This is a genomic window from Micromonospora sp. NPDC049301 (assembly GCF_040678715.1).
GTDB lineage: Bacteria > Actinomycetota > Actinomycetes > Mycobacteriales > Micromonosporaceae > Micromonospora.
Genome location: NZ_JBFAQO010000008.1, coordinates 18,650 through 35,659, shown reverse-complemented (window position 1 = coordinate 35,659; position 17,010 = coordinate 18,650). Strand labels below are relative to the sequence as shown.

Sequence of the window (17,010 nt, the reverse complement as noted above, 5' to 3'; positions counted from 1 at the left end):
GCCGGGTTCAGTCCCTACCGGTCGCGCCGTCTACAAGCACCCTGCGAAGCGTGACGAGACATCAACAGCCCGTAGAAGATATGGTCGACAGACATTCGGAACATCCGACGGGAGACGCCGTGAACGACGCCTTGCGCGCCGCCCTTGGCGACACCGGGCACACGATCGAGTCACTCGCGGAGCAGGTCGGGGTAGATCCGAAGACCGTGGCGCGATGGGTGAACGAGGACCGCATTCCGCACCCCCGACATCGGGAGCTGGCGGCAGGTGCTCTCCGGCGGCCCATCGGGGACATATGGCCGGACACTGCGAGACGTCGGGACCTCATTTGGTTCCGACCCTGGCAGGAGATCGAGCGTGAGGCTGTCGCGCTGCGCTCGTATCAGTCGGTGGTGCTGCCAGGTCTACTCCAGACGGAGGCCTATGCCCGAGCCGTGCTCGCCGGCTCCGACGTCATCGCCCGGGGGGACGTCGAGCGTCACCTGGCCTCTCGGCTCGCCCGGCAAGGCATCTTGTCGCGCGACGACCCGCCGCTTTTCACCGCCGTGGTTGACGAAGCCGTGCTGCGGCGGCCGGTCGGCGGGCGGGCGACGATGCGTGAGCAGCTTCAGGCACTGCTCGTCGCGTGCGAGGCCCCACACGTCCGCATGCACATCGTGCCGTCGTCGGTCGGTGCGTACGCTGGGCTGAACGGTCCATTCGTGATCGCAGTGGGCCCGGAGCACCGGACCGCGGGCTACCTCGACAATCAGCTTCAGGGCCAAGTTGTCACCGACGCCGAAGACGTCGCGGCAATACTGACGGCCTGGGAGAACGTGCGCGGCGAGGCGCTGTCCCACTGGCAATCGGTGGACCTACTGACGGAGGTGGCGAAGACATGGAACTGACCGGCGCCCGGTGGCACAAGAGCAGCCGCAGCAGCGGCAACGGCGGCGACTGTGTTGAGGTCGCGGACAACCTGCCCGGCGTCGTCGCCGTCCGCGATTCGAAGAACCCTTCGGGGCCGGCGCTGACCTTCACCCCGGCTGCCTGGCGCGCGTTCGTCGCCCAGGTGGCCGAGCGGGCCTGACCGGCCACAGAAACCCTCAGTCCCACGCCCGAGGCGTGTGCTTCGCATCTGAGCCAGGCAGACGCAAGCCCGGGTGCGATCAGTCGATCTCACGGAAGTGGCGGAGACATGGAGCTGAACGGCGCCCGGTGGCGCAAGAGCAGCCGCAGCAGCGGCAACGGCGGCAACTGCGTCGAGGTCGCCGACAACCTGCCCGGTGTGGTGGCCGTGCGGGACTCCAAGGACCCGGCCGGGCCGGCCCTCACCTTCGCGCCGGCGGCCTGGCGCGCGTTCGTCACCCAGCTCGCTCGGCGGGCCTGACCGGGACCGACGCGTCCGGTCCGTCCGGCGGGGCGGGCGGGGCCCGCAGGGACCAGAGCGCAAGGGGTACGGCGGCGACCGCGGCGGTCAGCAGGATCAGGCGGTGGTCGACGACTTCGAGCAGGCTCGCGCCCGCCAGCAGAGCCACGGTGGACGGGCCGAACGTCAGCGTGTTGACCGTGGACGCCACGCGGCCGACCAGCTCGCCCGGCGTCTCCCGCTGGACCGCCGTCCAGACGGTGACCAGCACCAGCGGCACGCCCAGCCCCACCGCCAGCCCGCCGGCGACGACCAGCCCGACCGAGGTCGTGGCACGCAGGGCCAGCCCGACGGCGAAGACGGCGACCGCCCCGGCCACCACCCGCCGGTCGCCGAAGCGGCGCAGCAGCGACCCGGCGGCCAGGCCGCCGAGGAGGGACCCGACGCCCTGCACGGTGGCGAGCACGCCGTTGAACTCGGGCGGCCGTCCCAGGCCGGCGTCCACCACGGCGTACGCGACGGCGCCGTTGAGCCCCATCAGCACCATGGTGAGCGCGGCGCAGCCGACGACATGCCGCAGCGTGCGGTGCCGGCGCAGGTGCCCCCACCCGTCGGCGAGCTGCCGACTCCACCGCTTAGCGGGCCCGGGTGGCTGCTCGCGGACCCGCAACGACCAGAAGACGACGCCGGCCAGCACGAAGGTGGCCGCGTCCAGCAGGACCACGGGATGCGCGCCGTACGCGGCGAAGAGCCCCGCTCCGGCCAGCGGGGCGAGCAGCTTCATCCCCTCGTTGATCGTGGTCCGCAGTCCGTTGAAGTCGCCGAGCAGCGGGCCGGGAACCACCGCCGGCACCAGCGCGGCCTCGGCCGCGTCGGTCAGCACGAAGGTGATCCCGTACGCGGTCATCACCGCGAAGATCAGCCACACCCGGGTCGCCGAGTCGACCAGCAGCAGCACCGGCAGCAGCGCCGCCATCACCGCGTGCAGGACGATCAGCAGTGGCCGTCGGCGGAACCGGTCGGCGAGCAGCCCGAGCAGTGGCCCGACCAGGGTGGGCGCCCACACTCCCAGGGTCACCAGGGCGGCGAGGCTGCTCGACCCGCTCAGTTCCTTCACCCAGATGCCGGCCACCAGCAGCATCGCCGCGGTGCCGAAGCCGGACACCAGCACCCCGCCGAGGTAGCGGCCGGCGTCGCGGTCGGTCAGGACCCTGGCCGTACCCCAGCTCATCGCACCTCCCCCGCCAGCGGCAGATTCTGCCCGAGCGGTGGCCGCGGTGGGTGCCCGCGCCGGCCGGCGGGTACGGTCCGGGGATCGACGGCGGCGGGCCCGGATTCCGTCGTACACATGTTCTATCCACAGGCTGTGGACGGCGGAGGGTTCGATGGGTTACCAGCTCAGCGCGGTGGTCGCGGACGCGGACCTGCTCCGCGAGCACACCGCCGAGCTGGATCACGCGGTCCTCGGCGAGCTGCGCCAGGACTTCGCGTTGCTCCCGGTGACGCCGCAGCTGGTGGTGGAGCTGACCGGGTCGCTGCCGGATTTCGCGGTGGACGACCGGAGCGCCGAGCACCCGTTCGGCCTGATCCTGTCGCCGTCGCTGGTCGAGCTGGTGGCCCGCTGGTCGCGGTCGGGGCCGGTGGCGTACCTGGAGGCGGAGTTCGGCGGCGGCGCCGGCTACCAGTCGGCGGCGGTGTGGCTGGGTGGCGCGCTGTCCTGGGGTCCACGGTTCGACGACGTGCTCGACGCGCCGCGAGCACAGTGGCCGATCAACATGGCGCTCACCCGGCTCGGTGTCGAGCCGGGTACGTGGATCGACCCGTTCGCCGAACTGGGGTTGCACCTGGAACGAAACACCGACGGGTGGCTGGCGCACGGACGGCGTCGACTCAGCGCCGACTACTGGGACGAGCTGGTCGAGCAGTGGGAAAACCAGTAATCCGGCGGCCGGCAGCAACCTGAACGCCCGGGTTCCGTTGGGGACTGGGGGATTCCATGAAATTGCGGCAATTAGCGTTTATTGCCACGCTGCTGACGGCTGCCTCGATCGCCGGAAGCGGCGTGCCGCCATCCGGGCCGATGCCGGACGGCCGGCCCGCCGGCAGCGTGGAGGTCATCGACCTGAACGGCCTGCGCAACGTCGAGTTCGGTGACACCGAAGCCGAGCTGACCCGCCGGGGCATCCTGCGTACCGACCTGGACGCCTGCGGGCCGATGCTCGCCGGCCACGACACGGTCAGCCCGGTCTTCGTCGAGGACAGACTGGTGCTGCTCTGGGTCGGCGAGCCGATGCGGACACCGGAGGGCATCACGGCGGGCTCACCCGTCGACCAGGTCTGGGCCCGCTATCCGTCGGTCACCCGGCTGCGCGCTCCACACGGGACATTCCGGCTCGACGGGCTGCTCGCCCGCCGCGGCGACCGCGCGTACCTCTTCCTGCACGACGGACACACCGTCCGAAAAACCATCGCCGGGTACGCGGACTGGGCCCGCCGCCTCTTCGACGAGGGCGCCGGCCCCTGCTGAGCCCAGCGTCGAGCGGATCGGTCCGCAGTGGACCGACCCGCTCGACGCGCCGGAGCAACGACGGTGTCAGCCGCGGACCGACCGCCAGAAGTCGTACGAGTGGGTGGCCGCGAAGTCCGTCGCACCGGAGCCACCGACGCCGGCCAGCACCCGCACGTACGGCGAACCGCCGCGGAATCGGGGCCAGTCCACCCGGCCGGCCCGCGCGAAGTCGCTCCAGACCCGAACCATCTCGTCGGACAGCCGCCGCTGGGTGGGCGTGAGCGCCTCGGCGTAGTCGACGGTGAACAGGTACGGCAACTCGGCGCAGTGGTACGCGCCGGTGGGGAAGGTCGACTCGGGCCCGTCGGTGAAGAACGGCGCGTCGTCGTCGGCGAACTCGTAGGCGTACGTCGGCACCCGCCGGGAGAACATCAGCGCCGCGGAGTAGATCGGCTCCGCGTACTCGTGGTCGGTCAGCACGGCGGCCAACGTCTCGCTGGCGGATCGCGCGTCGTCGCCCGGATAGCGGGCCAGCACCTCTTCCGCCCGGTCACCGAAGGCCGCCCGGACCTGCCCGCGGTACTGCTCGTCGCTGAGCGGGCACGACTCGGGCTGCTGCTCCGGCTCCGGCGGCGTCGGGCAGTTCATCCCGCTGCCTTCCATCCCCCACACCAGGAGCCGGGACTCGTCCCGGTTCATCCCGGTCAACACCGGCACCGGGTGCAGTCGCCCGGTGGCCAGCGCGTCCGCCGGGTCCACCGGCAGCGTGCGGCCGTCGACGACCGGGCCGAGGTCGACACCGGCACCCGGAAAGCCGACCGCCTCGATCAGCCGGGCGGGGTCACGCCCGCGCAGGCAGGCGCCGACCGTACGGGAATCGTCGCACCCGACCGCGAGGGCGACCTCGTCGGCGGCGGCAGTTGCCGCGGCCCGCGTCTGCACCGGGTTGGCGCACGAGTTGCTCTGCATGATCGCCCGGTGGAAGAGGCCGGCGGAGGCCGGCGCGGCCAACTGCGCACAGACGCTGGTGGCCCCGGCGGACTGACCGAACAGGGTCACGTTGCCCGGGTCACCGCCGAAGGCCGCCGCGTTGCGCCGCACCCACCGCAGCGCCGCCTGCTGATCCTGGAGGCCGTAGTTGCCGACGGACCCACCCCGGTCGGCCAGCGCCGGATGCGCCAGGAAACCGAGCGCGCCGAGCCGGTAGTTCACCGTCACGACGATGACGTCACCGCCGGTCGCCAGCCGCTGCCCGCCGTACACGTCCCCCCTGCCGAACCGGAAGTCGCCGCCGTGCAGCCATACCAGCACCGGGCGGGGCTTCCGTGCGGAGGTGCGCGGCGTGGTGACGTTGAGGTAGAGGCAGTCCTCGGACTCCGAGGGCTCGTCCATCGGCAGCCCCTTGAGTTGGGCGCAGGCGTCGCCCGGGCGGCTCGCGTCCCGGACGCCGGTCCACACCGGACCGGGTCGCGGCGGGACCCAGCGCAGCGCGTCCAACGGCGGGCTCGCGTACGGGATGCCCTGGAAGGAACGGTGGTCCGCCGCGACGGTCCCCCGCACCACACCCTGGTCGGTCCGCACGAGGGCCCCGCTCCGGCCGCCCGCCTCGCCGGGGCCGGCGGCCACCGTCGGCGCGAGCAGCGCGACCGCGCCCAACGCGGCCACCCACCGGGACACCCGAGACCGGCGGGTGGGCCGGTACGGAATGCTGGTCATGGTCTCCCCCATTCGTCGTGGCCGGTACGGCGTACGCACCGTGCTGCGGCGAGCATGCCGACCTGGCGAACACTCGGCCAGAGAGCTCTAGTGCGCAGAGCCATGGGGATGTACGTGGCGACGTGACACCATTGGGGACGGCTCCGGGCGCTCTAGTGCGCTACGGTCACAGTCCGAGCGGCGGGGAGGCGACCGTGACGCAGATCGACGAGTCCGCGCCCCCGTATCTGCGCATCGTCGGGGAGCTGCGACGGCGCATCACGGCGGGCGAGCTGGGCCCCGGCGACCGGGTGCCGTCCACCCGGCAGATCGTCCGGGAGTGGGGGGTCGCCATGGCGACCGCCAGCCGCGCCCTCACCGTGCTCCGGCAGGACGACCTGGTCCGCGCGGTGCCCGGTGTGGGCATGGTGGTGACCGGCCCGGAGCCGACCACGGCCGTTCGGGGCGTACGGGCCGACGCCCGGCGAGGGCCCACCCGAGGGGTGACCCGCGACCAGGTGGTGCGGATCGCCACCCAGATCGCCGACTCCGAGGGGTTGGCGGCGCTGAGCATGCGGCGCATCGCGACCGAGCTGGATGTGCCGACCATGTCGCTGTACCGGCAGGTCCGCGGCAAGGAGCAGCTTCTGCTGCTGATGGCGGACGCGGCCTTCGCCGCCCATCGGCTGCCCCAGACGTTCCCGCCCGGGTGGCGAGCCCAACTGGAGTCGCTCTGCCGGCTCCAGTGGTCGATCTACCGGCGGCATCCCTGGCTGGCCCAGGTCATCTCGCTGACCCGTCCGCTGATGGCGCCGCACGCCGTCGCGCACACGGAACGGGCCCTGCGCGCCCTCGCCGGGCACGGTCTGGACCAGCACACCCAGCTCCACCTGGTGGCCGCGCTGGCCAACCACGTACGCGGAACGGCGGTCAACCTTCAACAGGGGGCCGAGGCGGAACAGGACACCGGCCTGACCGACGACGAGTGGATGGTGGCCCAGGCCGAGGTGTTGGCCGCGCTGCTGACCGCCGGCGAGTTTCCGCACCTGGCCCGGCTCGCCCGGTCGGAGATCGACCTCAACGCCGACAGCCTGTTCGAGTTCGGCCTGCAACGGCTGCTCGACGGGGTGGAGGAACTGCTCAAACGGTGAACGCCCGGCCGATCCTCGCGGACCGACCGGGCGTTTCTGCATTTCAGGAGCGGTGGCGGAGGGATTTGAACCCTCGGAGGGCGTTAACCCTCACACGCTTTCGAGGCGTGCTCCTTAGGCCGCTCGGACACGCCACCGCCGACGAGGGTACAGGACCACTGGTTCCCACTCCGAACCGGTATCGCCCGAGCCGGCCTGGCAGGATCTTTGCCATGAGTACGCACATCGGCGCGAAGCCGGGCGAGATCGCCGAGCGGGTCCTGATGCCGGGTGACCCCCTGCGGGCCAAGTGGATCGCGGAGACCTACCTCGAGGGCGCCACCTGCTACTCGACGGTCCGGGGCATGCTGGGCTTCACCGGCCGCTGGAACGGCGTCGAGGTCTCCGTCCAGGGCTCCGGCATGGGCATGCCGTCCGCCTCCATCTACGCCCACGAGCTGATCAACGAGTACGGCGTGAAGACGCTGATCCGGGTCGGCTCCTGTGGCGCCCTCAGCACCGACCTCCAGCTGCGCGACGTGGTCGCCGCGATCGGCTCGTCCACCGACTCGAACATGAACCGGATGCGCTTCGACGGCCTGATCGACTACGCGCCGGTGGCCGACTTCGGGTTGCTGCGTACCTCGGTCGAGGTGGCCGAGCGGCGCGGCATCAGCATGCACGTCGGGCCGATCCTGGCCGCGGACGCCTTCTACACCGACCGGCCGGACCTCTACGACACCCTCGCCGACTACGGCGTGCTGGCGGTGGAGATGGAGTCGGCGGCGCTCTACACGATCGCCGCCCGGTTCAAGGCCCGCGCGCTGACCGTGCTGACCGTCAGCGACCACATCAAGACCGGTGAGAAGACCACGTCGGAGGAGCGGGAGCAGACCTTCAGCCAGATGGTCGAGATCGCCCTGGACACCATCATCGCCTGACCCTTCGTCGTACACCCCCGCCCCGTCGTCCGTCCGGACGGCGGGGCGGCCTGGCCTACGTCTGCCTCCGGGTCAGCGGAAGAAGGCGCGCAGGACGGCTGCGGTCTCGGCCTCCAGGACGCCACCGTAGACCTCGGGGCGGTGGTTGAGCCGGCGGTCGCGCAGCACGTCCCACAGTGAGCCGGCCGCGCCGGTCTTCGGCTCCCAGGCGCCGAAGACGACGGTGGAGACCCGGGCCAGCACCAGTGCTCCCGCGCACATGGTGCACGGCTCCAGGGTGACGACCAGGGTGCAGCCGTCCAGCCGCCACCGACTGGCCCGCTCGGCGCCCCGGCGCAGCGCCAGCACCTCGGCGTGCCCGGTGGGGTCGCCGGTCAGCTCCCGCTCGTTGCGCCCGGTCGCCAGTTCGGTCCCGTCCGGGCCGTAGAGCACCGCACCCACCGGTACGTCGTCCACGTCGGCGGCGCCCGTGTCGCCGACGGCGGGGCCGGTGACGGCGACCTCCAGGGCCCGGCGCATCCACAGCTCGTGCCGCTGACGCCGGCCGACCTCGCCCGGGTCGGCCAACCCCTCGTGGGCGCCCGGTCCGGCGCGGCCCACCGCGCCGGGTGTCGGCTGCCCCGGCCGGATCGTCTCCAGCTGGGGATCGGTGGCGTCGGCGGGCTCCCCGCCGCCCGCGGGCGGCATCCCACCGTCCGTTCCCGATCCGGTGGGATCAGACCTCACGCAGGTCCTCGACCTCGTCGGCGCAGCCGAGCACCTGGCAGATCTCGGCGGTGACGTCGGCCGGCAGCATTCCCTCGTGCGTGCACAGGCTCAGCAGTCGCTGCGCCGGTATGCCCAGGTTGGCCAGCAGGTCGGCGTCGCCCACCGGGTCGGCCTCCGGGTCGACGGCGGGCTGCTCGCTCTCCTCGTCGCCGCCGGTCACCGGGCGCGACTCGTCGCCGTCGTCGAGCCCCGTGACCGAGGTCTTCAGGTCACCGACCAGCAGCGAACCCAGCCGGGACTCCTCGGCGTACGCGGAGTCCGATCCGAACACCCGCAGGTCCTCACCCTCGTCGAGGCGCAGGATCACCAGGTAGGCGTCGTCCGCCTCGACGAAGAGCAGCGAGATGTCGGCCTCCTGGTCGACGTCCCGCAGCCGGTCGGCGACCTCGTCGATGTCGGTGGCGCCGCGCAGGCTGACCTCGGCGGCGCTCCAGCCGCTGTCGTCGCGCACCACAGCCGCAGCGAAGTACGACACGGTCCCCCCAATAGCCCTCGGCACAGCGCCGACTCGTTACGCGTGCACGTTAGCCGGTCGGGTCGGCAGGCGACCGGTCAACGCCCCGAAGGGCCGGTCATTCCTGACAAAGTCGGATCAGCCGGCTACCCGACGGCGGGTGGCGATGAGTTGGCGCAGACGCTCGGTGCGCAACCTCTGGGGCCGGTTGCGCTGGCGTACCGCCCGGGCCCCCGCCAACTCGGCGAGAAGCTGCAGGCGGCGGCGGCTTCGATCGGGATCCTGCCGCGGGGTGGTCCAGGCCATAGTGCCGAGCGTGCCGAGTCTCGGCGGCCACGTCAAGACGGCGTTCGCTGCGCACTCAACCGGGCACGCGGCGCAGTCACCGGCGACCCGAACCGGGGCGTGGAAGCCCGGTCACCACAGGGGCCAGTCAGCACCGGTAGCCCAGCGGACCGCCACCACGGCGGCGGCGATGCTCCAGCCACCGGCGGTGACGATGGCCACCCCGGTGGCCACGCCCCGGTCACCGAAGCGGACGAGCACCAGGGCGGTCGACCAGGCCAGCAGCCCGGCCACCACCGTCCACCACGCGTAGCTGGCCACGTCGGTGCCGAGCAGACCGAAGAGCACCAGCCAGGCGGCGGCCGCGCCACCGCCGGCAGCGACACCGCCGCCGGTGACCGGGTGCGGTTCGCGGTAGGTGGGGCGGGTCGGTGGCCCGGCCGGAAAGAGCCCCGAGGGGGTACGCGAGGCAGGGCGTGCGGGGGCGCCGGGATCCGGGTCGGGACCGGGCCGGGCGATGGTCACCGTCGCTGCCCTCCCTCACGCGCGTCGCTCGTGCCCACGGTACCGGTCTGCCAGGATGACCGGATGCCCTCGCCGACGTTCGGCCGCCGCACGCGTCCGGCGTACCCGATCCTGCTGCTGCTCGCCCCGGTGCTCGCCGCCGGCTGCGCGACCACCCGGCCGGGAGTGCCGCCGGACGGCGCCGCGCCGACGCCGCCGGCGGCCTGGGCGACCGCCGATCAGCCGGCGGTCACACCGACGGCGAGCAGCCCCGCCCGCCCGGCGCCGTCGTCGGCCGGGCCGTCGGCGACCGCACCCCGCGTCGGGCTGCGGCACGTCTTCCCGGTACGCGCCGACGACGTCGCGTACCACCCGACGCACGGCGCGTACCCGGCGACGGACCTCTTCGCCGACTGTGGTGAGCCGTTCGTCGCGGTCACCGACGGGACGGTGCTCGAGGTGAGTCGCACCGACCGGTACACCAAGCGGGGGCCGCAGGGGCCGGAGAACGGCGGCCTGTCGGTCGCACTGCTCGGCGACGACGGGGTGCGCTACTACGGCTCGCACCTCAGCGTGGTGGCCAGCGGCGTCGACGCCGGGGTCCGGGTGCGCGCCGGGCAGCAGCTCGGCAAGGTGGGCCGCACCGGCAACGCGAACAACGTCTGCCACGTGCACTTCGGCATCTCCCCGCCGTGTACGGGCAGGGACGGCTGGTGGATCCGGCGCGGGGTGCTCTGGCCGGCGCGCTACCTGGACTCGTGGCGGCGTGGCGGCAATCGGGAACCGGCCGCCGAGGTGACCGCGTGGCAGCGCAGACACGGCTGCCCGAAGGCTCCCTGACAGACCCCGCAACGGCTAGGTTCGGTCAGATGACAGCCCGGGACCCCATTGCCGACCTGCGCCGGATCGCGTTCCTGTTGGAGCGGGCGAACGAGGCCACGTACCGGGTGCGGGCGTTCCGGTCCGCGGCGAAGGCGCTGGCCGGCCTGCCGGCGGCCGAGGTGGCCCAGCGCGCCGGCAACGGCACCCTCACCGAGCTGGCCGGGGTCGGTGACGTCACGGCCCGTTGCGTGGCGGAGTCGCTGGCCGGCGAGGAGCCGGTCTACCTGCGCCGGCTCGTGGCCACCGAGGGCAGCGACCTGGACGCCGAGGCGACGGCGCTGCGCACCGCGTTGCGCGGCGACTGTCACACCCACTCGGACTGGTCCGACGGCGGCTCGCCCATCGAGGAGATGGCGCTGGCCGCGGTGGAGCTGGGTCACGAGTACCTGGTGCTGACCGACCACTCGCCCCGGCTGAAGGTGGCGCGGGGGCTGACCGCCGACCGGCTGCGCCGTCAGCTCGACCATGTGGCGCAGGTCAACGCGGCACTGCCCGAGGGCTTCCGGATCCTGACCGGGATCGAGGTGGACATCCTGGCCGACGGCTCACTGGACCAGGACGAGGAGCTGCTGGCCCGGCTGGACGTGGTGGTCGGCTCGGTGCACAGCGGCCTGAACGACGAGCGGGCGAAGATGACCCGGCGGATGCTGACCGCGGTCGCCAACCCCCACCTGGACATCCTCGGTCACTGCACCGGTCGGATGGTGTCGTCCCGCCCGGTCGGGGTGACCGGGCCGGGCGACCGGGGGCACCGGGCCCGGACCCGGGGGGAGAGCGACTTCGACGCCGACGCGGTCTTCGCCGCGTGCGCGGAGCACGACACCGCCGTCGAGATCAACTCGCGGCCGGAGCGGCAGGACCCGCCGAAGCGACTGATCCGCCGCGCCCTGGAGGCCGGCTGCCGCTTTGCGATCAACACGGACGCGCACGCGCCCGGTCAGCTCGACTGGCAGCGGTTCGGCTGCGAGCGGGCCGCGCGCTGCGGCGTCCCCGCCGACCAGGTGATCAACACCTGGTCGGCGGAGCAGCTGGTGGCCTGGACCGGCAAGCGCTCCTGACCCGGCCCGCGAGCGGGCGAGCCTCAGCGGCTGACCGGCTCGGCAGCGGGGGCGGCGGGCGCGCCGACGCCGACCACCGGCCGGGGCTGCCGCCGACCGAGCACGCCCTGCGAGACCGCGACCCCCAGCAGCACGATCAGCGCGCCGACCGGCTGGTGCCAGTTGAGCCGCTCATCGAGCGCCACGGCCCCGATCAGCACCGCGAAGATGGGGATCAGGTAGGTGACGGTGGAGGCGGTGCTCGCACCGGCCACCCGGATGTTGCGCATGTTGATCACGAAGGCGAGCCCGGTGCCCAGCGCGCCGAGGGTCAGCACGCTGGCCACGACCTTCGGCGACAGGTCGGTGGGCAGCGGCGGCGCGCCCGCGACGAACGGGGTGACGACGGCCAGCTGGCCGGCGGCGAGCAGCAGCTGTGCCGCCGAGAGGGACAGGCCGGAGTGCGTGCTGCCGGCGACGAACCGCTTCTGGTACGGGATGGCGAGGCCATAGCAGGCGGCCGCGCCGAAGCACATCAACTGCCCGGTGAAGTGCGCCCCGCCGATGCCCTCCCAGACCCCGAGCACCACGAGCACGCCCAGGAAACCCAGCCCGAGCCCGACCGCGCGGCGCACGGTCAGCCGCTCGGTGCGGAAGACCAACACCGCCAGCGGCAGCACGATCAGCGGGGTGGTGGCGTTCCAGATGCCGGCGAGCATCGACTCGACCCGCTGCTCGCCGTAGCCGAAGAGGGTGAACGGCACGGCCACGCCGAACGCGGCGACCACGAAGAGATGCGCCCAGACCCGGGGCTCTCGGGGCAGCCGGTCGCGCAGCACCGCGAGCACCACCAGCAGGGTCAGCGCACCGGCGACGACCCGGTAGAGGGTGAGCTGGACGGGGTGCAGCTCGGCCACCCCGACCTTGATGAAGAGGAAGCTGGAACCCCAGATGGCGGCGAGTGCGATGAATCCCGGCAGCCAGGCACGCAGCGGTGCCTTGTCAGGAGTGATGTCGGTGTTCACCCCTGACACTCTGCCGCAGAGGTACGACAAAGTCGTGCGACTTTCGGACATCATCTCCGCCCACCACGGTGCGGCCACTCAGCGGCTGAACACGACAAACGTCGTCGACAACGGGGCGGGGTGGTCACGTAGGGTCGCAACGTGGGACGAATTGATGAACTCGCCAACCGCTACGTGGCCGAGTGGGCGCCGTTGAGCCCGACCGGCGCCACCTACGTCGGCATCGCCGGCCATGACGACCAACTGGACGACCTCTCGCCCGAGGGTTACCGGGCGCGCGCGGACCTGACCCGCCGGACGCTCTCCGAACTGGATGTGGCCGAGCCGGGCACCGAGGCGGAACGGACCGCCAAGGAGGCCATGCAGGAACGGCTCGGCCTCGACCTGGCCCGGTACGAGGCGGGCGAGGCCACCAGCGAGGTCAACGTGATCGCCAGCGGGCTGCACGACATCCGCATGGTGTTCGACCTGATGCCGACCGCGACGGCCGACCAACAGGCGAACATCGCCGCCCGGCTCAACGGCTTCGCCGGCGCGCTGGAGGGCTACAAGAGCACGCTGCGCGAGGCGCTCGCCGCCGGCCAGGTCAGCTCGAAGGTGCAGCTGGTCGAGGTGGCCAAGCAGTGCGACATCTGGGTCGACCCGAACGGGGACAACTTCTTCCACGGTCTGGTCGAACGGCTGGGCGCGGACGGGACGCTCGGTGCGGAGCTGCGCCGGGGCGCGGCGGCGGCCACCGCGGCGACCGCCGAGTTCGGCCAGTTCCTGCGTGCCGAGCTGGCCCCGCACGGGCGGGACAAGCAGGCCGCCGGCCGGGAGCGCTACGAGCTCGCGTCGCAGTACTTCCTCGGCGCGAAGGTCGACCTGGACGAGACGTACGCCTGGGGCTTCGCGGAGCTGGCCCGCCTGGAGGCGGAGATGCGAGTCGTCGCCGCGCGGATCGCGGGTCCCGGTGCCAGCGTCGACGACGCCGTGGCCGCGCTGGACTCCGACCCGGCGCGGACCATCCAGGGCAAGGAGGCGTTCCGGGACTGGATGCAGGCGCTCGCCGACAAGGCGATCAGCGAGCTGCACGGCACCCACTTCGACATTCCGGAGCAGGTCCGCCGGATCGAGTGCTGCCTCGCCCCGACCAGCGACGGCGCTATCTACTACACCGGGCCGAGCGAGGACTTCTCCCGCCCCGGCCGGATGTGGTGGGCCGTGCCGCAGGGCATCACCGACTTCTCCACCTGGCGGGAGGTGACCACGGTCTACCACGAGGGCGTGCCGGGTCACCACCTCCAGGTCGCGCAGACCGCGGTCCGCGCCGACCTGCTCAACCGCTGGCAGCGGCTGCTCTGCTGGGTCTCCGGGCACGGCGAGGGGTGGGCGCTCTACTCCGAGCGGCTGATGGACGATCTGGGCTACCTGGAGGACCCGGGCGACAAGCTGGGCATGCTCGACGGCCAGGCGATGCGCGCGGCCCGGGTGATCGTCGACATCGGCATGCACCTGGAACTGGAGATCCCGAAGGACAACCCGTTCGGCTTCCACCCCGGCGAGCGGTGGACGCCCGAGCTGGGCTGGGAGTTCATGCGGGCGCACTGCCGGGTGCCGGACGAGAACCTGCGCTTCGAGCTGAACCGCTACCTGGGCTGGCCGGGGCAGGCGCCCTCGTACAAGGTCGGTGAGCGGATCTGGCTCCAGGCCCGCGAGGACGCCAAGGCCCGCAAGGGCGCGGACTTCGACCTGCGGGAGTTCCACCGGCAGGCGTTGGACCTCGGCGCTCTGGGCCTCGACCCGCTGCGCAAGGCGCTGGCCCGGCTCTGAGCCGTACCGGCTCCGGACGCCGGCGGTACAACCCGTTCCGCCGGCGTCCGTGGCCGTGAGCGCTCAGCCGAGCGTCAGCGCCAACGACGGCCGGGCGGTCAGCGTGTCACTGGTGACGTACGCCAGGTCGATGACCGGCTCGGTGAACGTGACCGGGATGGGCAGGGTGACCGGTATGCCGTCCGGCAACGGCAGGTCCGGGGTCAGAGTGACCTTGACGCCGAGCAGCCGGCCGACGAACCGGGTGGCGTAGAAGGCCACGTCACCGCGCACGGTCAGCCGGTCGGTCGCGTACCGCTGGTTGCGCCCCTCGGGGCCGTCCGCGCGGAGCAGGAAGTCGTCGGTCACCGCCTCGCGCATGCTGAACTTCAGCACCTTGACGTCACCCTTCTCGGACCGCAGCTCGGTGGTGCCCTCGAAGCGCAGCCCGGTCATGGTGACCTTGGAGCCGGTGAGCTTGGACGGCTGCTGCGCGACCTTCGGCAGGGTCGGGTCGGCGGCGAGACGCGGCAGCGGCTTACCCGGCTCCACCCTGCCCGGCTTCGCGGGACGGGTCGGCGTCGGTGACGGGCAGTCCGTCGCCCCGGGGCCCGTGGCCGGCGGCAGCGTCGGCGTGCCGGTCGGCTTCGCCGACGGTGTGGCGGTCGGGCTCGCCGACGGCGTCGCGGTGTCCTCGCGATCTCCACCGGTGAGGAGATCGCCGAGCCCGTCCAGGATGTCGGTGATCAGGTTGCCGTCCTCGCTGCGCTCCGGCTCCGGGCTCGGGCTGGCCGTCGCCGAGGGCGCGCTGCGGCTGGGCGACGGGGTGACCGGCCGCGACGGGGTGGGGCAGACGGTCACGGCGGGTCGGCCGGGGGCGGCCTGCACGGGTCGGGGCTGGGTGGCCAGCCCGGCGGCGGCGACACCGAGCACCACCAGGACGATGCCGAAGGTACGCGGATCAGCCGAGCGTCCCGGCCACTCGGGCGGTGCGCCCGTGTCGGCCTGACCCGCTCGGGTCTCCGCGGCGTCGGCCTCGACCTCGGACCGCTCGGCGTCGGACCGCTCGGCGTCGAACCGCTCGGCGTCGGGCTGCTCGATGGTCGGCGGGTCGATGGCGGGCTGCTCGGCCTCGGGCGACTCGGTGGCCGGCGGCGCGGGCCGGGCGGGCGTCCAGGCGAAGGCGAGTGCGCTGCCGATCATGCCGAGCAGCAGACCGACGAAGAAGCCGCCGAGGTTGAGCCCGATCAGCGAGTAGACGGTGGTGACCGCCGCGACGATCGAGTAGAACAGCCGCTGCGCCGGGCTGAGCCAGAGCAGCAGGCCACAGGTCACCAGGATGACCGGGATCAGCAGCGAGAGCAGTCCGGTGGCTCCGCTGTGGAAGCTCAGTCCGTTGATCGTCATCCGGGTGGAGGCGAACATCTCCACCCCGGCCAGGGCGGTGAACAGACCGCCCCAGAACGGTCGGCTCCGCTGCCAGCGTCGGAAGGTCCGCCACGCCTGGGCCGGACCACCGGGCCGGGCGTGGGACGGGTTGGCGGTTGTCACGTACTCCTCCTGGCGGAGCGGGAACGGGGACACGGACGCGGCCCGCGGTGGTCGCCCACCACGGGCCACGGCTCATGTCAGAAGCACTCCTTGCCCTTGGCGTCGTCGCCCACGTTGACCTTCAGCCGGAGGCCGACCAGGTTGAAGGTGGCGGCGGTGGTGTACCGGGACACCTGCTGCAGGTTGGTGATGGTGACGTGGTCGGAGTTCTGGCCGAACGAACCCTTCTGCGCAGTCGGGTTCAGGTCCGTCGCGTCCCGGCCGATTTTGATGTTGGTGAAGGTCGCGTTGCCGTTCAGCGAGTCCATCGCGATCAGCAGGTCCTTCGCCCGGGCGGGTTCCTTGCCCTCACCGGCGTTGATGGTGAGCACCACCGGCAGGCCGGGCAGGTCGGCGCGGACGGACTGGCAGAGGCTGTACAGCTCGGCGGTGCTGATCTCGGAGAGGGCGATCGGGTGGACCTCGCCGGCCTTGCCGTCCTTGCCCTTCTCCCGAACGACGCCGCCGTACTGCTTGAAGCCGTCGCCTTCGAGGCGCTCGGCGCCGATCTTGAACGTCTGCCCGGACACGGTGATGTCGGAGGCGACCGCACCGGTCGACATCCCGAACAGGATGGCGCCGGCGGCGGCCGTGGCGGGCACCATCATGGCGGCGAACCGCCGCCACCGGGTGCGGCCCTGATTGTCAAACCGATCCTGCACGGGTTCCTCCTCAGGCGGATGCGCGCGGGTGGCCGGTTTCGGACTGGCGGCCCCGCACCGGGCCCGTCTCCTGTTACCGGCGGGTAACGATCGAGCCTGATCGTGCACCCGTTGCGGCGCGGCTCACAACCCCCTGATTACCCGGCGGTAACAGACTGGCGACCGGGCGGTGTCTCGCCGTCACGAAACGTGGAGACCATCGACCACAGGGGAATGTCAAAAGGCCACAAAACGGGAGATCATTACCGCCAGAGCAACGGAGAGTGACAATCATATAGACCGATTACAATCTGGTAACGGATGTAAAGTGCGCAGGTCGCGGGGGCAGCGTCGACACCCGCACCACATGACGAAGGGGTGGACCGCAGTGCGGCCCACCCCTTGGTCGT

The 17,010-nt window shown here is 72.2% G+C and carries 18 protein-coding genes and 1 tRNA gene; 10 read left to right on the top strand and 9 right to left on the bottom strand.

Translation table 11 applies throughout. The features are described from left to right. The first annotated feature begins 119 nt into the window (after window positions 1–119). The 3 genes from AB0K07_RS23180 (at window position 120) to AB0K07_RS23170 (ending at window position 1,369) form a co-directional block, all read left to right on the top strand. The gene (locus tag AB0K07_RS23180) at window positions 120–887 is read left to right on the top strand and encodes a helix-turn-helix transcriptional regulator (RefSeq protein WP_363757501.1); all 768 of its coding nucleotides are present in this window, start codon (window positions 120–122) and stop codon (window positions 885–887) included. Next, the gene (locus tag AB0K07_RS23175; RefSeq protein ID WP_363757500.1) at window positions 878–1,069 is read left to right on the top strand and encodes a DUF397 domain-containing protein; all 192 of its coding nucleotides are present in this window, start codon (window positions 878–880) and stop codon (window positions 1,067–1,069) included. Before AB0K07_RS23180 ends, AB0K07_RS23175 begins: the two co-directional genes overlap by 10 nt. Before the next feature lie 108 nt (window positions 1,070–1,177). After that, a complete protein-coding gene (locus AB0K07_RS23170; RefSeq protein ID WP_363757499.1) occupies window positions 1,178–1,369 on the top strand; it encodes a DUF397 domain-containing protein in 192 nt (63 codons plus the stop codon). Here the strand turns inward: AB0K07_RS23170 and AB0K07_RS23165 are convergent. Further along, the gene (locus AB0K07_RS23165; protein WP_363757498.1) at window positions 1,344–2,579 is read right to left on the bottom strand and encodes an MFS transporter; all 1,236 of its coding nucleotides are present in this window, start codon (window positions 2,577–2,579) and stop codon (window positions 1,344–1,346) included. The two genes, AB0K07_RS23170 and AB0K07_RS23165, sit on opposite strands and share 26 nt — an antisense overlap. A 154-nt stretch (window positions 2,580–2,733) precedes the next feature. Here AB0K07_RS23165 and AB0K07_RS23160 point away from each other — a divergent pair, with 154 nt between their 5' ends. Continuing rightward, entirely contained in the window at window positions 2,734–3,288 is a 555-nt protein-coding gene (locus AB0K07_RS23160; protein ID WP_363757497.1) for a hypothetical protein, read from the top strand. A 140-nt stretch (window positions 3,289–3,428) separates the two neighbouring features. Continuing rightward, the gene (locus tag AB0K07_RS23155; protein ID WP_363757496.1) at window positions 3,429–3,875 is read left to right on the top strand and encodes a hypothetical protein; all 447 of its coding nucleotides are present in this window, start codon (window positions 3,429–3,431) and stop codon (window positions 3,873–3,875) included. A gap of 66 nt (window positions 3,876–3,941) precedes the next feature. Here the strand turns inward: AB0K07_RS23155 and AB0K07_RS23150 are convergent, their stop codons facing one another. Continuing rightward, window positions 3,942–5,573: a carboxylesterase family protein gene (locus AB0K07_RS23150; RefSeq protein ID WP_363757495.1), complete on the bottom strand. Its 1,632-nt coding sequence runs from the start codon at window positions 5,571–5,573 to the stop codon at window positions 3,942–3,944. Window positions 5,574–5,767: 194 nt separating this feature from the next. On the opposite strand from AB0K07_RS23150, the gene AB0K07_RS23145 reads away from it, so the two are divergent. After that, window positions 5,768–6,703, top strand: coding sequence for a TetR/AcrR family transcriptional regulator C-terminal domain-containing protein (locus tag AB0K07_RS23145; RefSeq protein ID WP_363757494.1), 936 nt, complete (start codon window positions 5,768–5,770; stop codon window positions 6,701–6,703). A 50-nt stretch (window positions 6,704–6,753) separates the two neighbouring features. On the opposite strand, the gene AB0K07_RS23140 is transcribed toward AB0K07_RS23145, so the two are convergent. Next, window positions 6,754–6,840, bottom strand: a tRNA-Ser gene (locus tag AB0K07_RS23140). 75 nt (window positions 6,841–6,915) lie between these two features. Here AB0K07_RS23140 and deoD point away from each other — a divergent pair. Next, the gene (gene deoD, locus AB0K07_RS23135; RefSeq protein ID WP_030328147.1) at window positions 6,916–7,623 is read left to right on the top strand and encodes a purine-nucleoside phosphorylase; all 708 of its coding nucleotides are present in this window, start codon (window positions 6,916–6,918) and stop codon (window positions 7,621–7,623) included. Between the two features lie 72 nt (window positions 7,624–7,695). On the opposite strand, the gene AB0K07_RS23130 is transcribed toward deoD, so the two are convergent. From AB0K07_RS23130 to AB0K07_RS23120, 3 genes are all read right to left on the bottom strand, one after another. Beyond that, on the bottom strand, window positions 7,696–8,142 hold the full coding sequence (locus AB0K07_RS23130) for a nucleoside deaminase (protein WP_363757953.1): 447 nt from the start codon (window positions 8,140–8,142) through the stop codon (window positions 7,696–7,698). 196 nt (window positions 8,143–8,338) lie between these two features. Further along, on the bottom strand, window positions 8,339–8,866 hold the full coding sequence (locus AB0K07_RS23125) for a tRNA adenosine deaminase-associated protein (RefSeq protein ID WP_363757493.1): 528 nt from the start codon (window positions 8,864–8,866) through the stop codon (window positions 8,339–8,341). Window positions 8,867–9,262: 396 nt separating this feature from the next. After that, window positions 9,263–9,649: a hypothetical protein gene (locus AB0K07_RS23120; RefSeq protein WP_363757951.1), complete on the bottom strand. Its 387-nt coding sequence runs from the start codon at window positions 9,647–9,649 to the stop codon at window positions 9,263–9,265. A gap of 69 nt (window positions 9,650–9,718) precedes the next feature. Between AB0K07_RS23120 and AB0K07_RS23115 the strand changes: the two genes are divergently transcribed. Beyond that, the gene (locus AB0K07_RS23115; RefSeq protein ID WP_363757492.1) at window positions 9,719–10,474 is read left to right on the top strand and encodes a M23 family metallopeptidase; all 756 of its coding nucleotides are present in this window, start codon (window positions 9,719–9,721) and stop codon (window positions 10,472–10,474) included. A gap of 29 nt (window positions 10,475–10,503) precedes the next feature. Next, window positions 10,504–11,574, top strand: a complete 1,071-nt coding sequence (locus tag AB0K07_RS23110) for a PHP domain-containing protein (protein ID WP_363757491.1) — start codon at window positions 10,504–10,506, stop codon at window positions 11,572–11,574. A gap of 23 nt (window positions 11,575–11,597) precedes the next feature. Here the strand turns inward: AB0K07_RS23110 and AB0K07_RS23105 are convergent, their stop codons facing one another. Continuing rightward, on the bottom strand, window positions 11,598–12,578 hold the full coding sequence (locus tag AB0K07_RS23105; protein ID WP_363757490.1) for a DMT family transporter: 981 nt from the start codon (window positions 12,576–12,578) through the stop codon (window positions 11,598–11,600). 141 nt (window positions 12,579–12,719) lie between these two features. Between AB0K07_RS23105 and AB0K07_RS23100 the strand changes: the two genes are divergently transcribed. Further along, window positions 12,720–14,390 carry a DUF885 domain-containing protein gene (locus AB0K07_RS23100; RefSeq protein WP_363757489.1) on the top strand — a complete coding sequence of 557 codons (1,671 nt, stop codon included), beginning with the start codon at window positions 12,720–12,722 and terminating at the stop codon, window positions 14,388–14,390. A 63-nt stretch (window positions 14,391–14,453) separates the two neighbouring features. Here AB0K07_RS23100 and AB0K07_RS23095 read toward each other — a convergent pair whose 3' ends face one another. Both AB0K07_RS23095 and AB0K07_RS23090 read right to left on the bottom strand, forming a co-directional pair. Then, on the bottom strand, window positions 14,454–15,920 hold the full coding sequence (locus AB0K07_RS23095) for a DUF6114 domain-containing protein (protein ID WP_363757488.1): 1,467 nt from the start codon (window positions 15,918–15,920) through the stop codon (window positions 14,454–14,456). A 77-nt stretch (window positions 15,921–15,997) separates the two neighbouring features. Beyond that, entirely contained in the window at window positions 15,998–16,621 is a 624-nt protein-coding gene (locus tag AB0K07_RS23090; protein ID WP_363757487.1) for a DUF6230 family protein, read from the bottom strand. Window positions 16,622–17,010: the final 389 nt, after the last annotated feature.